The 19,038-nt window shown below is 72.8% G+C and carries 20 protein-coding genes; 12 read left to right on the top strand and 8 right to left on the bottom strand.

Going from position 1 to position 19,038, the window contains the following annotated elements:
- Window positions 1-8 precede the first annotated feature (8 nt).
- The gene (locus tag GH723_RS16510; RefSeq protein ID WP_195210382.1) at window positions 9-1,013 is read left to right on the top strand and encodes a metallophosphoesterase family protein; all 1,005 of its coding nucleotides are present in this window, start codon (window positions 9-11) and stop codon (window positions 1,011-1,013) included.
- Window positions 1,010-2,143: a CaiB/BaiF CoA transferase family protein gene (locus tag GH723_RS16505; protein ID WP_153760676.1), complete on the top strand. Its 1,134-nt coding sequence runs from the start codon at window positions 1,010-1,012 to the stop codon at window positions 2,141-2,143. The genes GH723_RS16510 and GH723_RS16505 overlap by 4 nt, the downstream gene beginning before the upstream one ends.
- Here the strand turns inward: GH723_RS16505 and GH723_RS16500 are convergent.
- Complete coding sequence (locus tag GH723_RS16500) at window positions 2,140-2,598, bottom strand: HIT family protein (RefSeq protein WP_153760675.1); 459 nt, start codon at window positions 2,596-2,598, stop codon at window positions 2,140-2,142. The genes GH723_RS16505 and GH723_RS16500 overlap by 4 nt on opposite strands.
- 72 nt (window positions 2,599-2,670) lie before the next feature.
- Between GH723_RS16500 and GH723_RS16495 the strand changes: the two genes are divergently transcribed.
- Window positions 2,671-3,444, top strand: coding sequence for an aldo/keto reductase (locus GH723_RS16495; protein ID WP_153760674.1), 774 nt, complete (start codon window positions 2,671-2,673; stop codon window positions 3,442-3,444).
- A gap of 72 nt (window positions 3,445-3,516) precedes the next feature.
- Here GH723_RS16495 and GH723_RS18560 read toward each other — a convergent pair whose 3' ends face one another.
- The 6 genes from GH723_RS18560 to GH723_RS16465 all read right to left on the bottom strand — a co-directional run bounded on the left by GH723_RS18560 (window position 3,517) and on the right by GH723_RS16465 (window position 9,657).
- Window positions 3,517-4,542, bottom strand: a complete 1,026-nt coding sequence (locus tag GH723_RS18560) for a hypothetical protein (RefSeq protein ID WP_195210381.1) — start codon at window positions 4,540-4,542, stop codon at window positions 3,517-3,519.
- Window positions 4,535-5,062 (bottom strand): RNA polymerase sigma factor, encoded by a 528-nt coding sequence (locus GH723_RS16485; RefSeq protein WP_229022890.1) that lies wholly within the window; start codon window positions 5,060-5,062, stop codon window positions 4,535-4,537. Before GH723_RS16485 ends, GH723_RS18560 begins: the two co-directional genes overlap by 8 nt.
- A gap of 101 nt (window positions 5,063-5,163) precedes the next feature.
- On the bottom strand, window positions 5,164-6,012 hold the full coding sequence (locus GH723_RS16480; protein ID WP_153760672.1) for a GGDEF domain-containing protein: 849 nt from the start codon (window positions 6,010-6,012) through the stop codon (window positions 5,164-5,166).
- Window positions 6,013-6,079: 67 nt separating this feature from the next.
- Window positions 6,080-8,065, bottom strand: coding sequence for a protein meaA (locus tag GH723_RS16475; RefSeq protein ID WP_153760671.1), 1,986 nt, complete (start codon window positions 8,063-8,065; stop codon window positions 6,080-6,082).
- A 32-nt stretch (window positions 8,066-8,097) separates the two neighbouring features.
- A complete protein-coding gene (gene aat, locus GH723_RS16470) occupies window positions 8,098-8,772 on the bottom strand; it encodes a leucyl/phenylalanyl-tRNA--protein transferase (protein WP_153760670.1) in 675 nt (224 codons plus the stop codon).
- A 36-nt stretch (window positions 8,773-8,808) separates the two neighbouring features.
- The gene (locus GH723_RS16465; RefSeq protein ID WP_153760669.1) at window positions 8,809-9,657 is read right to left on the bottom strand and encodes a 3-hydroxyacyl-CoA dehydrogenase family protein; all 849 of its coding nucleotides are present in this window, start codon (window positions 9,655-9,657) and stop codon (window positions 8,809-8,811) included.
- A 73-nt stretch (window positions 9,658-9,730) separates the two neighbouring features.
- Between GH723_RS16465 and GH723_RS16460 the strand changes: the two genes are divergently transcribed.
- From GH723_RS16460 to GH723_RS16435, 6 genes are all read left to right on the top strand, one after another.
- Window positions 9,731-10,237, top strand: coding sequence for a class I SAM-dependent methyltransferase (locus GH723_RS16460; protein ID WP_153760668.1), 507 nt, complete (start codon window positions 9,731-9,733; stop codon window positions 10,235-10,237).
- Complete coding sequence (locus GH723_RS16455) at window positions 10,234-10,923, top strand: Type 1 glutamine amidotransferase-like domain-containing protein (protein WP_153760667.1); 690 nt, start codon at window positions 10,234-10,236, stop codon at window positions 10,921-10,923. Before GH723_RS16460 ends, GH723_RS16455 begins: the two co-directional genes overlap by 4 nt.
- 151 nt (window positions 10,924-11,074) lie before the next feature.
- Entirely contained in the window at window positions 11,075-11,626 is a 552-nt protein-coding gene (locus tag GH723_RS16450) for a sigma-70 family RNA polymerase sigma factor (RefSeq protein ID WP_153760666.1), read from the top strand.
- The gene (locus GH723_RS16445; RefSeq protein WP_153760665.1) at window positions 11,616-13,661 is read left to right on the top strand and encodes a hypothetical protein; all 2,046 of its coding nucleotides are present in this window, start codon (window positions 11,616-11,618) and stop codon (window positions 13,659-13,661) included. Before GH723_RS16450 ends, GH723_RS16445 begins: the two co-directional genes overlap by 11 nt.
- Window positions 13,662-13,672: 11 nt before the next feature.
- Complete coding sequence (locus GH723_RS16440; protein WP_153760664.1) at window positions 13,673-14,200, top strand: adenine phosphoribosyltransferase; 528 nt, start codon at window positions 13,673-13,675, stop codon at window positions 14,198-14,200.
- Entirely contained in the window at window positions 14,200-14,742 is a 543-nt protein-coding gene (locus GH723_RS16435; RefSeq protein WP_153760663.1) for a nucleosidase, read from the top strand. The genes GH723_RS16440 and GH723_RS16435 overlap by 1 nt, the downstream gene beginning before the upstream one ends.
- A 15-nt stretch (window positions 14,743-14,757) precedes the next feature.
- On the opposite strand, the gene GH723_RS16430 is transcribed toward GH723_RS16435, so the two are convergent.
- Window positions 14,758-15,630 (bottom strand): peptidylprolyl isomerase, encoded by an 873-nt coding sequence (locus GH723_RS16430; RefSeq protein WP_153760662.1) that lies wholly within the window; start codon window positions 15,628-15,630, stop codon window positions 14,758-14,760.
- A gap of 83 nt (window positions 15,631-15,713) precedes the next feature.
- Here GH723_RS16430 and GH723_RS16425 point away from each other — a divergent pair, with 83 nt between their 5' ends.
- From GH723_RS16425 to GH723_RS16415, 3 genes are all read left to right on the top strand, one after another.
- Window positions 15,714-16,664 carry a hypothetical protein gene (locus GH723_RS16425; protein WP_153760661.1) on the top strand — a complete coding sequence of 317 codons (951 nt, stop codon included), beginning with the start codon at window positions 15,714-15,716 and terminating at the stop codon, window positions 16,662-16,664.
- 53 nt (window positions 16,665-16,717) lie between these two features.
- Window positions 16,718-17,947: an aspartate kinase gene (locus tag GH723_RS16420; RefSeq protein WP_153760660.1), complete on the top strand. Its 1,230-nt coding sequence runs from the start codon at window positions 16,718-16,720 to the stop codon at window positions 17,945-17,947.
- A 70-nt stretch (window positions 17,948-18,017) separates the two neighbouring features.
- Window positions 18,018-19,037, top strand: coding sequence for an aspartate-semialdehyde dehydrogenase (locus tag GH723_RS16415; RefSeq protein WP_153760659.1), 1,020 nt, complete (start codon window positions 18,018-18,020; stop codon window positions 19,035-19,037).
- The last annotated feature ends 1 nt before the right edge of the window (window position 19,038 follow it).

Raw genomic sequence — 19,038 nt, 5'->3', positions numbered from 1 at the left:
TGTCCGGCATGGAGCTGACCACGGTCGCCGACGACGAGGTGGTCTTCCACGCCGGGGCCGACGTCCGCCGCCACACGGGTCTGGCGCCGGACACCGAGCACGTCCTCGAGGGCATCGCCGTGCGCACGCTGCCCGCGCCGGGCGAGCTCCTCTGCCGTGTCGCCACGGTGAACGACGTCCACTTCGGCGAGACGGAGTGCGGCGTCATCGAAGGCGTCGAGACGCCGGTGTTCCGCGTCCCCGAGGGCACCGAGCCGTACCCCGAGCGCATGAACCGCGGTGCCGTCGACGAGATCGCAGCCATCGACCCGGTCGCCGTGCTCGTCAAGGGCGACCTGACGTCCAACGGAACCGATGAGGAGTACCAGCGCTTCCTCGAGGTGTACGGCGGCGCGCTCGGCGAGCGCATGCACCACATCCGCGGCAACCACGACGCCTACGAGGGCCAGACGACGATGCCGAGCGACCCGGTGCGGGTCGACGTGCCCGGCGCCCGGCTGCTGATGATCGACACGACCGTGCCCCGACGTGCGGGCGGCGGCCTCGACGCCGAACAGCTCGAGTGGCTCGACGACAACGCGGCCGGCAGCGAGGTCCCGGTGCTCGTCTTCGGGCACCACCACCCCTGGGACCCGTCCTCGGCCACCCGGTCGGAGAACTACTTCGGCATCGACCCGGACTCGTCCGAGCGGCTCGTCGAGGTGGTCGCCCGTCGGCCGGAGGTCGTCGGCTACTTCGCAGGGCACACGCACCGCAACCGGGTGCGGCACTTCGCCGCCACCGGAGAGCTTCCGTGGGTGGAGGTGGCGTCGGTGAAGGACTTCCCCGGTTCCTGGGCCGAGTACCGGATCTTCGACGGCGGCATCCTCCAGATCCACCGGCGCATCTCGACGCCCGACGCGCTCGAGTGGTCAGAGACGTGCCGGGGCCTCTACGGCGACCTCATGGACTACGTCGCCTACGCGTTCGGGGCGTTGTCGGACCGCTGCTTCCCCATCTGGAGCCGGCGATGACGTCGTCGCCCGGTCCTCTGGCCGATCTGCGCGTCATCGACCTCGCCACCGTCGTCGCCGGACCCGGCTGCGCCCGCTACCTCGCCGACTTCGGGGCCGACGTCATCAAGGTCGAGCGGCCCGACGGCGGCGACACCACGCGGGCGATGGGCTGGCGCGACCCGTCCGACGACGTCACCTTCTGGTGGAAGCTGTGCGGACGCGGCAAGCGATCGGTCGTCCTCGACCTGAAGTCCGACGAGGGTCGCGACGCGCTGCACCGGCTCATCGACAGCGCCGACGTCCTCATCGAGAACTTCCGGCCCGGCAAGCTCGAGGCGCTCGGGTTCGTGCCCGACGAGCTGATCGCCCGCAACCCGACGCTCGTCATCACGCGCGTGTCCGGCTTCGGCCAGGACGGGCCCTACGCGTCCCGCCCGGGCTTCGCCACGTTGGCCGAGGCCATGTCGGGCTTCGCGTCGATCAACGGCGAACCCGACGGCGCGCCGCTGCTCCCGCCGATCGCCCTCACCGACGAGGTCGCCGCGCTGGTCGGGGCCTTCTCCACGATGGTCGCGCTGCACTCCGGGGTCGGGCAGGTGGTCGACGTGAACCTGCTCGAGAGCATGTTCCAGCTGATGGGGCCGCTGTTCTCGGTCTACGCTGCCACCGGCGAGCTGCCGCCGCGGCTCGGCGCCGGCATCCCCTACACCGTGCCGCGCAACACCTACCGCACGGCCGACGACAAGTGGGTGGCGATCTCCACGTCCGCGGAGTCCGTCGCCCAGCGGGTGATGAACCTGGTCGGCGCAGCCGGGGACCCGCGGTTCGCCTCGTTCGCCGGACGGGTCGCCCACCGCGACGAGGTCGACGACCTGGTCGGTCGCTGGATCGGGGAGCGGTCGCTCGCCCAGGTGCTCGCAGCGTTCGAGGAGGCGGAGGCCGCAGCGGCGCCGGTCTACGACATGGCCGACATCGCCGACGATCCGCACTACCGGGCGCGCGGCTCGGTGGTCGAGCTCGACGGCGTGTCGATGCAGGGCCTTGTGGCGCGCCTGTCCGCCACGCCGGGACGAGTCGCCCGACCGGCGCCGGGGCTCGGGGCGGACACCGACGAGGTCCTCGCCGAGCTCGACGACGAGGGGTCCTAGGCGCTCGGCTCCGTGAGCTGCGCGCGCACGGCGAGCGCGATCTCGTTCATCCGCTCGACCGGCACCCGTGAGGACTTGATGACCCCGAGCCGCGTGAAGATGCCCGGGCCGCGCAGCTCCTTCGCGAGGTCCTCGGGACGGGCGATCAGGTGCACGTGGACGTGCGGGTGCAGCGGGTGCTCGGCGAACTGCACGATGTAGGTGCGCGGCACGCCGAGCACGCGTTCGAGCGCGGCGGAGACGTCCCTCGTCAGGCGGCCGAGCTCGGCCGCTTCGTGGTCGGTCATCTCCGACAGCGAGGTCACGTGGCGGCGGAGGACGACGACCAGCCAACCCTCGTGCGAGGTGTCGTAGGCGTGCACGACGTCCCACTCGGGGGTGCGGAGGATGTTGTCCCACGGCGGCGCGTCGCCGGCGTCACGGCGGGCGACCATCTCGCACGTCTTGCAGCTCACGGGCCACTCCTACCAGGCGAGGCCCGCCAGATGCACGATTCGTGGTCATCGATCCGTCGGTAGGGTCCGGAGATGGAGCACATCGAGGTCCAAGGCGAGCAGGTCCCGGCGCTCGGGTTCGGCACGTGGCAGCTGTCCGGCGACGAGGCCCGGGAGGGCACCCGCCACGCGCTCGAGATCGGCTACCGCCAGATCGACACCGCGCAGGCGTACCGCAACGAGCGGGAGGTCGGGGAGGGCATCGCGCAGAGCGGCGTCCCCCGCGAGGAGGTCTTCCTCACCACCAAGATCGTCGGCGAGAGCCTGGCCGGCGACAAGGTCGGACCGGCGGTCGACGACAGCCTGCGGCGGCTCGGCACCGAGTACGTCGACCTGCTGCTGATCCACTGGCCGACCGACGAGGTGCCGCTCGGCGAGACGCTCGAGGCGATGGTGGCGGCGAAGGACGCGGGCAAGGTGCGCCACCTGGGGGTGAGCAACTTCCGGGGCCCACTGCTGCTCGAGGCGATGGAGATGGCGCCGATCCTCGCCGACCAGGTCCCGTACCAGCCGGGGCGGACGCAGAACACGTTGCTCGGCATCGCCGCGGAGCGCGACGTGATGATCACCGCGTACTCGCCGCTGCGGGGCGACGGGCTGTCGTCGCCGGTGCTGGCGGAGATCGCCGACGCGCACGGCAAGACGCCCCAGCAGATCGCGCTGCGCTGGCTGCTGCAGCAGGACAAGGTGTCGCCGATCCCACGGTCGGGCAACCCGGAGCACCGGCAGCAGAACGTCGACGTGTTCGACGTCGAGCTGTCCGACGACGAGATGGCCCGCATCTCCGCCATCCGCGTCGAGGGCTAGGCGGGCCGCAGGACATTCGCGACTTTCGGGCGCCTACCGCCCGAAACTCGCAACAGACCTGTCCGGCCGATGTCAGAGGCAGCCGTGGTTCGGCGGTGGTCCCGGCGTCGAGCGAAGGCAGAGCACGCGTGACTCCGCGCCGCCGACATCCCAACCGGTCGGCGTCTGGACCAGGCGGAGGCGGTAGTCGGTTCCCCGTGAGGAGTCGTCACCCACCCCCCGTTCCCTCAACTCCAGCACCGGTCCGTCACCTCCGTCGAGGATCTCGACGAACCACCTCGGGTAGCCGTCGACACGGTCCGCGTCGAGCGCCTCGCTCGTCGCCGACGGGATCCGCTCCAGGTCGGCGATGGGCAGGTCCATCCGATCGATCGCCCGGCCCACCAGCGAGTTCGGGTGGTCGAGGTCGACCGGCTCCCACGGGCGGCCGACCGCGTCATCGAAGCCGGTCCGGAGTCGGCGGGTGAGCTCGTCCGGAAGCTGCGCTCCCACGACGAGGAGACCCGCTTCCCCGTCGATGAACGGACCGACCCATCCCGACTCCAGGTCGACCCGCGCCACGACGATCCGTCCGTCGGGGAGCTCGAACCGCATGCTGACGAGGTCGAAGGCGTCGGGGAGGCGGGCGTCCCCACCTGCCGCAACGATCGCGGCCACGTCGTCCGCCAGGTCGGGGTCCGCTCGCCAGAGGCCCTCCCACCAGGGATCGACCGGCATCCACGAGTACAGCTCCAGCCCGGTCACCCCACCGGCGAGGTCCGAGAACGTCGCCAGCTCGGGATCCGCGGGAACGGTCGTGGTCGTGCTCGTCGTGGTGCTCGTCGTCGACGTGGAGGGCGTCGTCGTGCTCGGCGCCGTCGTCGACGTGGGTGCCTCGGTGACCACCCGGCGCTCCCCGTCGTCACGCAGGTCGAGCGCCGCGACGCCGGCGGCGAGGACGACCACCGCCGCGGCGGCCGCGGCGACGGTGAGCGCTCGCCCTCGCCGGCGGCGCCGGCGGGCCTCGGCGGCGACACGGCGCAGGGCCTCCTCCGTGTCGCTCGCCTCGACGTCGGGCTGCATCGAGCGGAGGGCGTCGGTGAGGTGCGGGTCAGTCATCGTCCACCTCGAGCATCGTCCGGAGGTTCGCCCGCGCATCGTGGAGCTGGGACTTCACCGTCCCCTCGGCGACACCCATGGCGTCGGCCACCTCACGGACGGGGAGCCCGTCGAGGTGGTGGAGGACGAGCGCGATCCGCTGGCGGACCGGCAACCGCCGGATCGCCGCGGCGAGACCGTCGTCGGGCAGGGACGGCGGGCCCTCCGCTCTGCGGGCGCCATCGGCCAGTCGCCCGACAGCGCGGGTGCGCCGCAGGAGGCTGCGGTTCTGGTTGAGGATGCGCCGGATCGCCACCCGTCGCACCCAGCCGACCGGATCGTCGAGCCGGGACACCGTTCGCCACCGCAGGTGGGCTTCGACGAACGCCTCCTGCACCGCCTCCTCCGCCCCGTCGGCACCGGCCCCGAGGGAGCGGACCAGCCGGGCGTAGTGGTGACGGAAGCAGTCGTCGAAGTCGAGGCCGTCCGCCGCGCCGGGGTGCACCACCCCAGCCTGCACCGTCCCGGTCGTCCGCTCCACGATGGGGACACACCGCTCGCGCTCTCGGGGTTGGGTCCGATCCGCGTGCTCTGGCACGCGCATCGGACCCGAGGGTCGACCCGCGAGCCGAGATCGGAGAGTCAGTCGCCGGCGGCGACCTCGATGCGGTCCTGGCGCCACTCGCGGGCGGCGTCGAGCGCCTGGTCGGCCGACCGCAGGATCGACTCCTTGTCGAACGCGTGCGCCGGGTAGCAGGCGATGCCCGCCCACACGGTCAGCGATGCGTCGGAGTCGACGAGCCGGCGGCGGATGCGCTCGACCGTCCAGATCGCCCCGTTCTCGGGGGTGTCCTCCAGCAGGAGCGCGAACTTGCCGTCCGGGCGGCGACAGGCGGTGTCAGCCTCCCGCAAGGTGGCGCGCACGGCGTCGGCCACACGCTGGGGGTCGGCCGGGCGCACCCGGTCGACGCGCAGCCCCTCGACCACGTCGATCAGCACGACGCCCACCGGGCGTAGGTGCCGCCGCGCCGCAGCCAGGCGGGCCTCGATGGCGATGTTGAAGTAGTCCTCGGAGAACAGACCGGTGGTCGGGTCGATGAGGAGCGGCGGCTGGCCGGTGGGCTCACCGGGCGTGGGCGGCGGAGTCGCGGCGTCGGGCGTCGGGGCGGCGGGTGGCGGGCCGAACATCGCGGGGACGGCAGCGTTCTGCACGGCTTCGACGGGGGCGGCGGAGGTCGCCGGCGCGTGGTGGGTCTCCGTCGATGCGGTCGGGGCGTCGGCAGTGTCGCCGTCGACAGCGGTGGACGCGGCCGTCGGCCCGGGCAGATCGCGAGGGTCGGCGGGGCTGAGGAGCACGCCGGCGCCGGCGACGACCGCCCCGATGGCGGCGGCCAGACCGGCGATCGGCGCGCCGTTCACGGCTGCCGCGGCGCCACCGATGGCGCCGACGAGGGCACCACCCACGGCGAGGAGGAAGCGTCGATCAGTCACTCCCGATCCATCGGCGGGCCGAGGCCGGAGTGAAGCCCTCGGGCGCGCAGTTCCGCGCCCGAGGCGATCAGCTGCGGCGGGCGGCCACCAGGTCGACGATCTCGGCCATGATCCGGCCGAGCTCGAAGTCCTTCGGCGTGTAGACCGCGGCGCACCCGGCGGCCTCGAGGACGGGACGGTCCTCCTCGGGGATGATGCCGCCGACCACGATCGGCGCCTCGACGCCCTCGCCCCGCACCAGCTCGACGACCCGGGGGATCAGCTCGAGGTGGCTGCCCGACAGGATCGACAGGCCGATGACGTCGACGTCCTCGTCGCGGGCGACAGCAGCGATCTGCTCCGGGGTCAGGCGGATGCCCTGGTAGATGACCTCCATGCCCGCGTCACGGGCCGCGACGGCGATCTGCTCGGCGCCGTTCGAGTGCCCGTCGAGGCCGGGCTTGGCGACCAGGAACCGGGGCGGGCCGCCGGCCATCGTGCGCACCCGGTCGGCCACCGCTCGCAGACCGTCGCTCATGCCACCCCTCCCTGCCGCGGCGGCCACACCCGTGGGCGCCCGGTACTCGCCGAAGACCTCGCGCAGGGCGTTGGCCCACTCGCCGGTGGTGCCGCCCGCGTGGGCCAGGTCGATCGTCGCCGGCATGACGTTGTCGCCGGACTCGGCGGCGCGGCGCAGCTCGTCGAGCGACCGCTTCACCGCGTCGTTGTCACGGTTCGAGCGCCACTCGGCGACGTCGGTGATCATCTCCTGCTGCACGCCGGGGTCGACCCGCATGATCGACTCCTCGCCGCCGAGGGGGGAGTCGGCCGTCTCGACGAAGCGGTTGACGCCGACGATCGGTAGCTCGCCGTTCTCGATGCGGCGGACGCGCTCGGCGTGGGACCCGACGAGCCGGCCCTTCAGCTCCTCGATCGCCTCGAACGCGCCGCCCATCTCGAGCACCTCGTCGAGCTCGGCCTGCGCGGCCTCGATCAGCTCGTTGGTGCGGCCCTCGATGACGTGGGAGCCGTCGAAGATGTCCTCGTACTCGAGCAGGTCGGTCTCGTAGGCGAGGACCTGCTGGATGCGCAGCGACCACTGCTGGTCCCACGGGCGGGGGAGGCCGAGGGCCTCGTTCCACGCCGGCAGCTGGAGCGACCGGGCCCGGGCGTTCTTCGACAGGGTGACGCCGAGGGCCTCGAGCACGATGCGCTGCACGTTGTTCTCGGGCTGCGCCTCGGTGAGCCCGAGGCTGTTCACCTGCACGCCGTAGCGGAAGCGGCGGGCCTTCGGGTCGGTGACGCCGTAGCGCTCGAGGGTGAGGCGGTCCCACATCTGCGTGAAGCCCCGCATCTTGCAGGTCTCCTCGACGAAGCGGATGCCGGCGTTCACGAAGAACGAGATCGAGGCGACGACCGCGGGGAAGCGGTCCTCGGGGACCTGGCCGGACGCCTTCACCGCGTCGAGCACGTCGATCGCGGTGGCCAGCGAGTACGCGATCTCCTGGACCGGCGTCGCCCCGGCCTCCTGCAGGTGGTAGCTGCACACGTTCATCGGGTTCCACTTCGGGATCCACTCCGAGCAGAACGCCACCATGTCGACGATGAGGCGCTTGGAGGGGAGCGGCGGGTAGATGTACGTCCCGCGGCTCAGGTACTCCTTGACGATGTCGTTCTGCGTCGTGCCCCGCAGCGCCTGGGACTCGACGCCCTGGCGCTCGGCGTTCGCCACGTAGAGGCCGAGCAGCCACGCCGCGGTGGCGTTGATCGTCATCGACGTGTTCATCTCGCCGACGGGGATGCCGTCGAGGAGCTGCTCCATGTGCCCGAGGTGGGCGACCGGGACGCCGACCTTGCCGACCTCGCCCTTGGCCTCGGGAGCGTCGGGGTCGTAGCCGGTCTGGGTCGGCAGGTCGAAGGCGATCGACAGGCCGGTCTGGCCCTTGGCCAGGTTGGTCCGGTACAGCTCGTTCGAGGCCCGCGCCGTGGAGTGCCCCGAGTAGGTGCGCATCATCCACGGGCGATCGGGCTCACGCCGCTCCAGCTGGTGGCTCTCCTGCGGTCCCTCGGTCATCCCGCCATTCTCCGTCCCCGGCGAGGTCCGTGTCACACCCAGCAGTCGGGATCCGGCGCCTCCAGCGCGGCGGCCAGCCGTCGCAGGTACTCCTCCCGGGCCACGCCGATCACCCCGAGCGTGGCGAGGTGGTCCGTCGGCCACTGCACGTCGAGCACCCGACGGGGGTCGCCGTCGGCGCGCAGGCGCTCGACCAGGCCGACGAGCGCGACCTTCGACGCGTCACGTCGGCGGTGGAACATCGACTCGCCGGCGAAGAGGCCGCCGACCGCCACGCCGTAGAGGCCACCGGCCAGCTCGCCGTCGTGGGTCCACGCCTCGACCGAGTGGGCCCACCCGAGGGCGTGCAGCTCGCCGTAGGCCGCCTCGAACCCCGGGGTGATCCAGCCGCCGGGCCGCCGGGGATCGGCGCACGCCGCGATGACGTCGGCGAACGCCGTGTCCACCCGGATCTCGTACTCCCGGCACGAGCGCCGCAACGAGCGGCTCACCTGCAGCCCGTCGAGGGCGAGCACCCCACGCGGGTCGGGCGACCACCAGCCGAGCGGGCCCGACCGTCCGACCGGCATCGGGAACATGCCGCCGCGGTAGGCGGCGAGCAGGGTGCCGGGCTCCAGGTCGGCGCCGATGGCGACGAGGCCCTCGTCGTCGGCGTCGTGCGCCGAGGGGAGCTCCCACACGCTCGGGGGCGGCTCGACGGGCCTCATGTGGCGCTCATCGGCCCGCCCCCGGGCGTGACGGGATCAGTAGTCGTAGAAGCCGGCGCCGGACTTCCGGCCGAGCTTGCCCGCGGCGACCATGCGGCGCAGCAGCGGCTGGGCGGCGTAGTTGGCGTCCTTGAACTCCTCGTAGAGGGCATCGAGGATCGACAGCGACGTGTCGAGGCCGACGAGGTCGAGGAGGGCGAACGGCCCCATCGGGAAGTTCGCTCCGCCCTTCATCGCGGTGTCGATGTCGTCGCGGCTGGCGGTGCCGGACTCGAGCATCCGGATGGCGTTGTTCAGGTACGGGAACAGCAGGGCGTTCACGATGAAGCCGGCCCGGTCGCCGACCTTCACCGGCGACTTGCCGCAGCCGGAGGCGAACTCGAGCGCGGCGTCGACGGTGGCGTCCGACGCGGTGAGCGGGGCGATGACCTCGACGAGGGCCATCATCGGCGCCGGGTTGAAGAAGTGGATGCCCACGACCTTGTCGGGTCGGTTCGTGGCGACCGCCATCTCGACGACGGGCAACGTCGAGGTGTTGGTGGCGAGGATGCCGTCGGCCTTGACGATGCCGTCGAGCTCCTTGAAGAGGGCGACCTTCGTGTCGAGGTCCTCGACGATCGACTCGATGACGAGGTCGCAGTCGGCGAGGGCCGACAGATCGGCGACGGCGCTGACCCGGGCGAGCGCCTCGTCACGGGCGCTCTCCTCGAGCCGGCCCTTCTCGACCTGGCGGTTCAGCGACTTCTCCAGGCCGGCGACCATGGCGTCGGCCGACTCCTGCTTGCGACTGCGCAGGATGACCGTGTGGCCCGCCTTGGCGGCCACCTCGGCGATGCCCGAGCCCATGATCCCTGATCCGACGATGCCAACGGTGAGGTTCCCCATAGGGCGCCGAGGCTACAGACGCGCCCGGGTACGGGGCCAAAGGCGGCCCTGCCGAGCGTTTAGCGTGGCCGTCGTGGTGTCCCTCCCGGCCGCGGCGCGCGGCGTCATCGATCCATGGGCGACCGGCCCCATCGACGAGCAGCTCTCGCTGCGTGGGCGCATCTTCCGCGGGACGTTGGACGGTGCGGTCCTCGTGGTCGCGGGTGCCGACGGGGGCGCTGACGACGGCGCCTACGACCACGTCGTCTCGATCGCCCGGCTGGCCTCGGTCGACGACCCGGCGGCCGAGATCGACCGCCTGGTCGCCCTGCTCGCAGAGGACGGCTGGCTGACGGTCGTCGAACCGTCGCTCGGCGTCGGCGCCACGGCGATGGCGCAGCGCCGGGCCGCTACCGTCGCCCACGAGCGGACCGGCTGGTGGATCGACCGGGACGTCCCCGCCGACCTGCGCGCCCGCGGTCTCGTCGTCACCGACCTGGAGAGGTTCCCGATGCCCGTCTCGTCCCCCGTGCTCCGACCGTGGGTCGTGGCTCGCGCCCGCCGGCGCCGGCCCGTCCCGTTCGAGGGGGTGGCGCGATGAGCGCCGGGCCGCTCTGCCTGGTCGGCGGCGACGAGTGGACCGACGGGTGCAGCTTCGACGCTGCGCTCCTCGCGGAGTCGGGCGCCGACTCGGTGGTCGTGCTGACCACGGCTGCCGCCTACGAGGGTGCCGACGCCGTGGCCGACCACGCGCGGGCGTGGTTCGACTCGCTCGGCGCGTCGGTGGTGGTGCCCCGGGTCCTGGTGCGCTCCGACGCGCTGGACGAGGAGAACGTCCGGGCGGTGCGCGAGGCCCGGTTCGTCTACCTGGCCGGAGGGCCGGCCGGCGGATCGCCGATGCACCTGCGCTCGGTGCTGAAGGACTCGCCGCTGTGCGACGCCATGATCGAGGCGTGGAAGGGCGGTGCCGTGCTGGCCGGGGCCGCCGCGGGCGGCGCGGTGCTGTTCGACCACATGGTCGACACGCGGGGTGGGGCGTTCACGGTCGGGGTCGGCCTGCTGTCGGGCTTCACGATGATCCCCCGCTACGACCAGTGGTCCCACGACAAGGTGCACCGCACGGTCGGGCTGGCCGCGCCGGGCCTCGTCGTCGCCGGCATCGAGGAGCGCACCGCGCTGATCCACCGGCCCAACGGCTCGTGGTCGGCCGAGGGCGCGGGCAGCGTCCACGTCTTCCGCAACGGCTCGGGCGCCGACCTCTCCGCCCTCCCGCCCCTGCGCGTCTGACCCGCCTCGCCCCCCCGGTCGCGGGGGCGATCGCGCCAGCGGGTTGGCGACATCGCCCCCGCGCGGCCGTCGCGGGGGCGATCGCGCCAGCGGGTTGGCGACATCGCCCCCGCGAGCCGGAACTGGGGATCCGTGACGCGACGGAGCGCTCGTGCGTGTACTGGTCGTGGTGGAAGCGCGGGCGGCATACGGGGAGGACGACTTCGAGCGCTTCTGCCGTGACGCGCATCCGGGCCTCGTCGCGGCGCTCGCCCACCACTGCGGCGACCGGTTCCTCGCCGAGGAGCTGGCCCAGGAGGCGCTGATCCGCGCCGGCGACCGCTGGACGAAGGTGCGCCAGCTCGACTCGCCGGTCGGCTGGGCGTTCCGGGTCGGCGCCAACATGGCGGCCTCGTCGTTCCGGCGCCGTGGTGCCGAGCGGCGTGCCGTCGAACGGATGCGAGCCCGACCTCTGCCGACCGAGCACCGTGATCCGGATGCCGGCGACGCCGTGGCGGTGCGCGGAGCGCTGCGGGCGCTGCCCGAGCGGCAGCGCCGCGTCGTCCTCCTCCGCTACGTGCTCGATCTGTCCGCCGAGCAGGCGGGCGCGGTGCTCGGCATCAGCGCGGGTGCGGTCCGCATGCAGGCCCACCGCGCCCTCGCCGCGTTGCAGGACCGCCTGCGGGACGACGACATCGCCGAGGAGGTGACCGATGGCTGCTGAGGACGACCCGACCGAGATCCGCCGGCTCCTGCGCTCGACCGGCGCGCCGGCGTCCCCCGGCCCCGACATGGGCGCGATCCGGGCCGGGATCCGGCGTCGCCGCCGCACCCGCCACGGTGTGATGGGCGCGGCTGTCCTGCTGGTCGTGGCCGGCATCGCCGCGGCCACGTTGCCGGGCGGGGACGAGCCCACACGGGTCGAGGTCATCGAACAGCCCGAGGTGACCGACCCACCGGACGACGACGACCTCGGGGCGATCGGTCCCCTCGCCGCCGAGGGCATCGCCGTCCAGGTCGAGGGGGCCGTCGAGCTGCGCGGCCTCGACGGCGAGCTGCTCCGCCGCGTCGACGGCTACGAGCTGGCGACCACCGATCGCAGCGACGGTCTCACCTCGACGGTCACCAACGTCGTCCCCCTGCGGGCGGCCGACGGCGCGCTCGTGTGGCTCGACCCGGCATCGGGGCTCGTCACCGAGGTCCGCCCGGACGGAGGTGCGCCGTTGTGGGACGGGGTCCAGGTCGGCGTCGACCCCGAGCGTGGCCTCCGCGCCGTCGGCGGCGCGACGGACGCCTGGTACGACGCCGACGAGTGGCGGCTGTCCTCGGACCACCGGGTGGTCACCGTCCCCGGCCAGGGCATCTACGACAGCGCGTCGGGATCGCTGACGACGTACATGCCGGGCTGCTGGGTCGCGGCCCGCGTCGACGGCACGGACGCCGTCGTCTGCGAGTCCGACGGGGCCACGACGATCACCCTGATGGAGGGCGGCGCCGGGATGGCGATCTCCCTGCCTGTCGGGACCGACGGCCAGCCGCGGCGCGCCACCGCAGCATGGATCGTGGGGAACCAGCTCCTCGTGAGGGCGGAGCAGGAGAGCTGCTTCATCGCCGATGCCATGGTCGTGCGCGACGGGGAAGTGGCCCCCCTGCTCGGGCCGAACCCGGCGGCGAACCCGTCCTCGGCGCCGATCGGCGTGGCGGCGGACGGGCGGGCGATCGTGCACCTCAACGCCGCGGCGTGCGACGCGTCGTCCGATGAGCCGGGCGTGTACCTCGTCGACCTCGACTCGGGCGACCGTGAGCTCGTGTGGTCCGGGGCCGCGCAGCTGTGGGAGGTCCGGGCGTGGACGTCGCTGCCGCTCGCCGCAGAGGAGGCCCCGCCGGAACCCGCCGATCCGGAGGTCGCTGTCCCTGTCCACCTGGACGACCTGGAGACCGTCACCCCCGAGTCGATCGGCCGCGACCTCCTGGTGTTCGGCGACGCGGGCATCGACCGCATCGTGGCCGGCGAGTGGCGTCGGGTCTGGGACGGACCGGTCGAGCGGGCGTTCGACGACGGCACCGGCGGCGTCGTCTTCCAGGAGGCTTCCGACGACGAGGCGATCTGGCACCTGGCGGACGGCGCGACGCCGCGCGGGCTCGTCGGCCCGGAGGAGCACCCAGAGCTCTGGTCGGTCGCCGGTGGGGAGGCGTGGATCACCACTGGAGACACCATGAGCCTTGATCCGGACGAGACGGAACCGCAGGTGCTCGTGGCGATCGGCCTCGAGACCGGCGCCCTGCACACCATCGGGCAGTCCGGCGGCTACGACTCGGGACTCGACGGCGTGGCGCACCTCCCGGAGGGACGGACGTTGTTCAGCACGTGCCACATGCAGTGCCAGATCCGGCCCGGCCTCGATGCAGAGGACTGGGTGGCTGCGGGATGGCTCGGGGGTCTCGACGGCTCGACGGACGGCTGGGCGTACGTGCACTTCACGGAGTGGACCGGCAGCGGGAGTCCGTCCCGTCCGGTCCTCACCGTCCACGACCTGGCCGACGAGGTGGTGGCGGAGGTCCCGCTCCCCGAGGAGATCGGGTGGCAGACCTTCGTCGACCTCAGCGAGGACGGCTCCGCGGCGCTCGTCTGGGCCCAGGACTGGCAGACCGGCACGGTGACCGGTCCGGTCCTCGTCGAGGGCCTCGACACGGACGCCCCGACGGTCCGCCGGGTCGACGCCGGCGGCCAGGCCGTCCGCTTCTCGGGCGGCGAGTAGACAGGGGCGCCATGGCCGACGACCTCGACCTCGGGTCCTACATCCGCGACGTCGCCGACTGGCCCCAGCCCGGCGTCACGTTCAAGGACATCACGCCGCTGCTCGCCGACCCCGCGGCCCTGGCGGCCACGATCGACCGCCTGGCCGGCCACTTCATCGGCCGGGGCATCACGAAGGTCGTCGGCATCGAAGCCCGTGGCTTCGTCGTCGCCGCGCCGGTCGCGTACCGGCTCGACGCCGGCTTCGTCCCCGCCCGCAAGCCCGGCAAGCTCCCGTGGGGGACCGAGTCGGAGGCTTACGACCTCGAGTACGGGACCGACGAGCTCGAGATCCACGTCGACGCCGTCACACCGGGGGAGAAGGTGCTCGTCGTCGACGACGTGCTCGCCACCGGCGGCACGGCGAGCGCCGCGATCCGCCTCGTGCAGGCGGTCGGCGGCGACGTGGTCGGCCTCGGCGTCATCATCGAGCTCGGGTTCCTCGGCGGCGCCGCCAAGCTCGGCGACGTGGACCTCGTCAGCCTCCTCACCTACGACTGATGGGCCGGCCGCTCGTCGTCGTCGCCGTCCGCCAGGAGGCCCGCCACCTCGACGCGCACGACGTCGTGCTCACGGGCATCGGCAAGGTGTCCGCGGCCGTCGCCGTCACGGCGGCGATCGCGGCGCGCCGGCCGTCGCTCGTCCTCAACGTCGGGACCGCCGGCGCGCTCCGCGACCACATGACCGGCACACACGTCATCGGCCGGGTGATCGAGCACGACGTGGACCACGCCTTCCTCGGTCGGCTCATCGGCGAGGATCTGAGCGGCGAGGTCGTGCTCGACCCCGACATCGACGTCACCCTCGCGACCGGCGATGCGTTCGTGGCCGACGGCGCCCTGCGCGACGCGCTCGCCGCACGGGCGCACCTGGTCGACATGGAGGGCTACGCCGTGGCGCGGGCCTGCGAGGCGGCCGGCGTCCCGTGCCGGATCGTCAAGGTCGTGTCCGACACCGCGTCGGATGGTGCGGCGGCGACGTGGGTCGACGAGGTCGACCGCACGGCTCGGGCGATCGCCGACGCCGTCGCCGAGCACCTCTGAGGCGCCTGCGCGCGGTCAGGTCTGGACGATCTGGACCGAGTTGACGACGGGCACCGGGTTCGGCGCGCCCTCGCCCGGCTGGTCGCCGTCCTCGTGGGTCGCCATGATCGCCTCGAGGACGTCCATCCCCTCGGTGACGTTCCCGAACACCACGTAGGTGCCCGTCCCGTCGAGCTGCGAGGCGGCGGGTCCGGTGGTGAAGAAGAACTGGGCGCCGGCGCCGTCGGGGAGCGGCGTGCGGGCCATCACCAGCTGGCCGGGCTCGTAGGTGTACGGCCCCGACAGCTCGCCGGTGACCTCGTCGACCCTGAAGTCGCCCTCGTCCTCGAGGTTGTAGCCCGGGCCCGGGTCGGAGCTGCTGTTCGTGTGCGGCGACCCGCCCTGGAGGATCTCGATCCCCGTGTTCGAGCGGAACAGGTCGGTGCCGTCGTAGTAGCCGTAGCGGGCGAGGTAGGCGAAGTTGTTCGCCGTGTTCGGCGTCTCCTCGACGTCGAGCGCCACCCGGATCTCCCCGGCGGTGGTGTCGAAGACCGCCTCGTAGCTCGCGCCCTCCTCGAGGCAGTCGGGCGGGGGCGCGGGGAAGTCGAGGACCGGCTCGTCGACGCCCTCGGCAGGCGGGCAGGGGAGCGGCTCGGCATCGGGGTCGGTGGCGGCGTCCTCGTCGGAGGTCTCGGCGGAGGTGTCGGTCGCGGTGTCCGCCCCGTCCCCGTCGTCGTCGTCGCCGCCGGCGAAGATGCTGTAGAGAGCGGCGAGCACGACGATGAGCACGACCAGGCCGCCCAGCTGGATCCACGTGCGGCGCTGCTTGGCCCGGTGCTCGGCGGCGGCCTGGGCCTCGCGGGCAGCCCGCTCCCGCTCCTTCTGGCGTTGGCGCTTGTCGCTCGGCATGAGCGGGAACGCTACCAACGGCGGAACCGCGCTCAGGACGCGCCCGGCGCGCCCCTTCGCCCGCGCGCGACTAGCAAGGGGCGATGAGCGAGCCCACGCCACCGCCCGAACCCGCCCCGTCGTCTGCGGCGGCGCCACGCGGCGGGCTGGTGGTCGTCGCCGTGGTCGTCGTCCTCGCCATCGTCGGGGCGACCGTGTGGTTCGTCGCCACCTCCGAGGACGACGACGAGGACGGATCAGCCTGCCTCGAGGACCTGGTGGGGCGCGTGCCCGACGACGTCCCCTTCGTCGAGGGGGCCGACCTCGAGGCGGCCCGGGAGCTCGGCTACGAGGACACGTCCCTCGACGCCCTGGTCGACTCGACCCGTGAGACCGGGGTGCGCCCCGATCCCGTCGTGTGGCGCACCGTCGCCCAGTTCATGGAGCTCGACGAGGCGTCGCTACCCCACGACCCGTCCGATGTCCGCTGCTGGATGGGGAGCCCCAGCGAGTTCGCCCTCCGGGGCGCGTTCGACGACGAGCGGGTGCGCGGCGCGGCGCTCGGGGAGGGCCTCCGGCTGTCCGCCGACTCGGAGCTCCTGGTGAGCGACCGCGCCCTCCTGCGCGAGCCCGTCGGCGACGCACCGGCCGGGCCCGACGGGTTCCTCGAGGCCTACGACGCCCTGGACCGTGACGGCGACGTCGTCGCGTTCTCCTTCGTGCGCGGTCAGGTCGACGCGGAGCCCGAGCGGTCGTGGATCGGCATGGGTCTCGCCCCCGCGGAGGAGGACGGTGCCTGGGACCTGGCCGTGGTCTGGGCCTTCGACGACGAGCAGATCGCCGCCGACGCCGAGGAGGGCCTGCGGAGCGTCCTGGCCGAGCGGAGCGTCCTCGCCGAGCAGCTGGTCGACGCCCCCGACGAGGCCCTCGAGCGCGACGGCGCGGCGCTGCGGCTCCGGGCCCGCCTCGACGGAGAGCCCGAGCAGTGGCTCGTGGCGTTCCAGCGGCTGGACGCCGCGATCTCGTTCGACCCCTACGCCGACGACGAGACCTGAGCCGACGCCGGGGCGGGAGGAGGCCCGCCGCCGGGTTGCTAGCGTCCGACGCCGTGGCTCTCGTCGTCCAGAAGTTCGGCGGCACGTCCGTCGCCGACCCAGATCGCATCCGTGAGGTCGCCGACCACGTGGCGCGCACCCGCCGTCACGGCTCCGACGTCGTGCTCGTCGTCAGCGCCATGGGCAAGGAGACCGACGACCTCCTCCGCATGGCGAAGGAGGTGTCCAACACGCGGCCCGGCCGCGAGATGGACATGCTCATCACCGCCGGGGAGCGCAAGGCCACCGCGCTGGTCTGCATGGCCCTCGCCGACCTCGGCGTGCCCGCCGAGTCCTTCACCGGCAGCCAGGCCGGCTTCATCACCGACACGACCCACACGAACGCCAAGATCCTGGAGCTGCGGCCCGACCGCCTCCGCGACTCGCTCGCCGCGGGGAAGGTCCCGGTCGTCGGCGGCTCCCAGGGCGTCTCGACGGGCCGGGACGTCACGTTCCTCGGCCGCGGCGGGTCCGACACCACCGCCGTCGCCCTCGCCGCCGCGCTGAACGCCGACAGCTGCGAGCTCTACACCGACGTGTCCGGCGTCTTCAACGCCGACCCCCGCATCGTCCAGGGGGCCCGCCGCATCGACCGCATCTCGTTCGAGGAGCTGCTCGAGATGACCGCCACCGGGTGCCCGAAGCCCGCCATGCGGTCCGTCGAGTTCGCCCGCAACCACGGAGTCAAGCTCCACGTCCGCTCCGCCTTCACCTGGGAGCCGGGCACCTGGGTCGTCGAGGAGGACCCCGACATGGAACACGCCATCATCTCCGCCATCACCCACGACGCGTCCGAGGCGAAGATCACCGTCACCGGCCTCCCCGACGAGCCGGGCATCGCCGCGAAGGTGTTCCGGGCCCTCGCCGACCAGGACGTCAACGTCGACATGATCGTGCAGAACGTCAGCGACCACGGCGTCACCGACATCTCCTTCACGGTCCCGTTCGACGACGTCGAGCGGTCGATGACCGTCCTGCGGCCCATGTGCGACGAGATCGGCGGCTCCCACGAGATCACCGAGGACTCGGGCATCGGCCGGGTGAGCATCGTCGGGGCCGGCATGAAGTCGAACCCGGGCGTCGCCGCCCGCATGTTCGAGACGCTGTCCGAGCACGGCATCAACATCGAGATGATCTCGACGTCGGCGATCCGGGTCAGCTGCGTGGTCCGCCAGGATCGGCTGGAGGACGCCGTCGTCGCCCTGCACGGCGCCTTCGAGCTGGACCGTCCCGTCCCCGCCTGACCGACCGCTCGCGCCGCGAGGCCACCTATCGCTTGGTGGATCGGGTGCGGCGGCCCGTACGGTGGATGCCATGAAGATCGGGATCGTCGGAGCCACCGGCCAGGTCGGTGGGGTCATGCGCACGCTGCTCGAGGAGCGGAACGTGCCCTACGAGGAGCTGCGCCTGTTCGCGTCGGCGCGCTCCGCGGGTCGCACCATCGAGGTCGGCGGCACCCCCATCACCGTCGAGGACGCGGCCACGGCCGACTACAGCGGGCTCGACGTCGCGCTGTTCTCCGCCGGCGGCGCGACCTCCAAGGAGCTCGCCCCGACGGTCGCTGCCGCCGGCGTCACCGTCGTCGACAACTCCTCGGCGTGGCGGATGGACCCCGACGTCCCGCTCGTCGTCTCGGAGGTCAACCCCGAGGCGCTGGGTTCCATCCCGAAGGGCATCGTCGCCAACCCCAACTGCACGACGATGGTCGCCATGCCGGTGATGAAGGCGCTGCACGACGCCGCCGGGCTGCGCGCCATGGTCGTCAGCACCTACCAAGCCGTGTCGGGCGCCGGGCTCGCGGGCGTGGCCGAGCTCGAGGAGCAGGTCCACAAGATCGGCGACGGCGCCTCGGCGCTCACCTTCGACGGCGGCGCGGTCGAGTACCCGGCTCACGCCAAGTTCCCCGGTCCCATCGCGTTCAACGTCCACTCGATCGCGGGCTCGATCGTCGACGACGGGCTCGGCGAGACCGACGAGGAGAAGAAGCTCCGCAACGAGAGCCGCAAGATCCTCGACATCCCCGAGCTGCGCGTCAGCGGCACGTGCGTCCGGGTCCCCGTCTACACCGGCCACTCGCTGTCGATCACGGCCTCGTTCGAGCGGCCGCTCACCCCCGAGCAGGCCCGCGAGATCCTCTCGGCCGCGCCCGGCGTGACCCTGTCGGACATGCCGACGCCGCTGCAGGCCGCCGGTGGCGACGTCACCTACGTGGGGCGCCTCCGTCGTGACGAGGTGCTGGAGAACGGGCTCTCGCTCTTCCTCTCGGGCGACAACCTCCGCAAGGGCGCCGCGCTCAACGCGGTCCAGATCGCCGAGCTCCTCGCCCAGCGCTGAC

Origin of the sequence: Actinomarinicola tropica (genome assembly GCF_009650215.1) — a bacterium.
GTDB classification, from domain to species: Bacteria; Actinomycetota; Acidimicrobiia; order Acidimicrobiales; family SKKL01; genus Actinomarinicola; species Actinomarinicola tropica.
The sequence above is the reverse complement of the archived record's forward strand: the minus strand, read 5'-3'. Positions and strand labels throughout refer to the sequence as shown.

Excerpts from the sequence above, each read along its gene's own strand:
- GH723_RS16430 (WP_153760662.1), bottom strand. The coding sequence starts at position 15,630 with ATGCCGAGCGACAAGCGCCAACGCCAGAAGGAGCGGGAGCGGGCTGCC.
- GH723_RS16505 (WP_153760676.1), top strand. The coding sequence starts at position 1,010 with ATGACGTCGTCGCCCGGTCCTCTGGCCGATCTGCGCGTCATCGACCTC.
- GH723_RS16445 (WP_153760665.1), top strand. The coding sequence starts at position 11,616 with ATGGCTGCTGAGGACGACCCGACCGAGATCCGCCGGCTCCTGCGCTCG.
- GH723_RS16415 (WP_153760659.1), top strand. The coding sequence starts at position 18,018 with ATGAAGATCGGGATCGTCGGAGCCACCGGCCAGGTCGGTGGGGTCATG.
- GH723_RS16510 (WP_195210382.1), top strand. The coding sequence starts at position 9 with ATGGAGCTGACCACGGTCGCCGACGACGAGGTGGTCTTCCACGCCGGG.
- aat (WP_153760670.1), bottom strand. The coding sequence starts at position 8,772 with ATGAGGCCCGTCGAGCCGCCCCCGAGCGTGTGGGAGCTCCCCTCGGCG.
- GH723_RS16435 (WP_153760663.1), top strand. The coding sequence starts at position 14,200 with ATGGGCCGGCCGCTCGTCGTCGTCGCCGTCCGCCAGGAGGCCCGCCAC.
- GH723_RS16475 (WP_153760671.1), bottom strand. The coding sequence starts at position 8,065 with ATGACCGAGGGACCGCAGGAGAGCCACCAGCTGGAGCGGCGTGAGCCC.
- GH723_RS16440 (WP_153760664.1), top strand. The coding sequence starts at position 13,673 with ATGGCCGACGACCTCGACCTCGGGTCCTACATCCGCGACGTCGCCGAC.
- GH723_RS16465 (WP_153760669.1), bottom strand. The coding sequence starts at position 9,657 with ATGGGGAACCTCACCGTTGGCATCGTCGGATCAGGGATCATGGGCTCG.
- GH723_RS16495 (WP_153760674.1), top strand. The coding sequence starts at position 2,671 with ATGGAGCACATCGAGGTCCAAGGCGAGCAGGTCCCGGCGCTCGGGTTC.
- GH723_RS16455 (WP_153760667.1), top strand. The coding sequence starts at position 10,234 with ATGAGCGCCGGGCCGCTCTGCCTGGTCGGCGGCGACGAGTGGACCGAC.
- GH723_RS18560 (WP_195210381.1), bottom strand. The coding sequence starts at position 4,542 with ATGACTGACCCGCACCTCACCGACGCCCTCCGCTCGATGCAGCCCGAC.
- GH723_RS16425 (WP_153760661.1), top strand. The coding sequence starts at position 15,714 with ATGAGCGAGCCCACGCCACCGCCCGAACCCGCCCCGTCGTCTGCGGCG.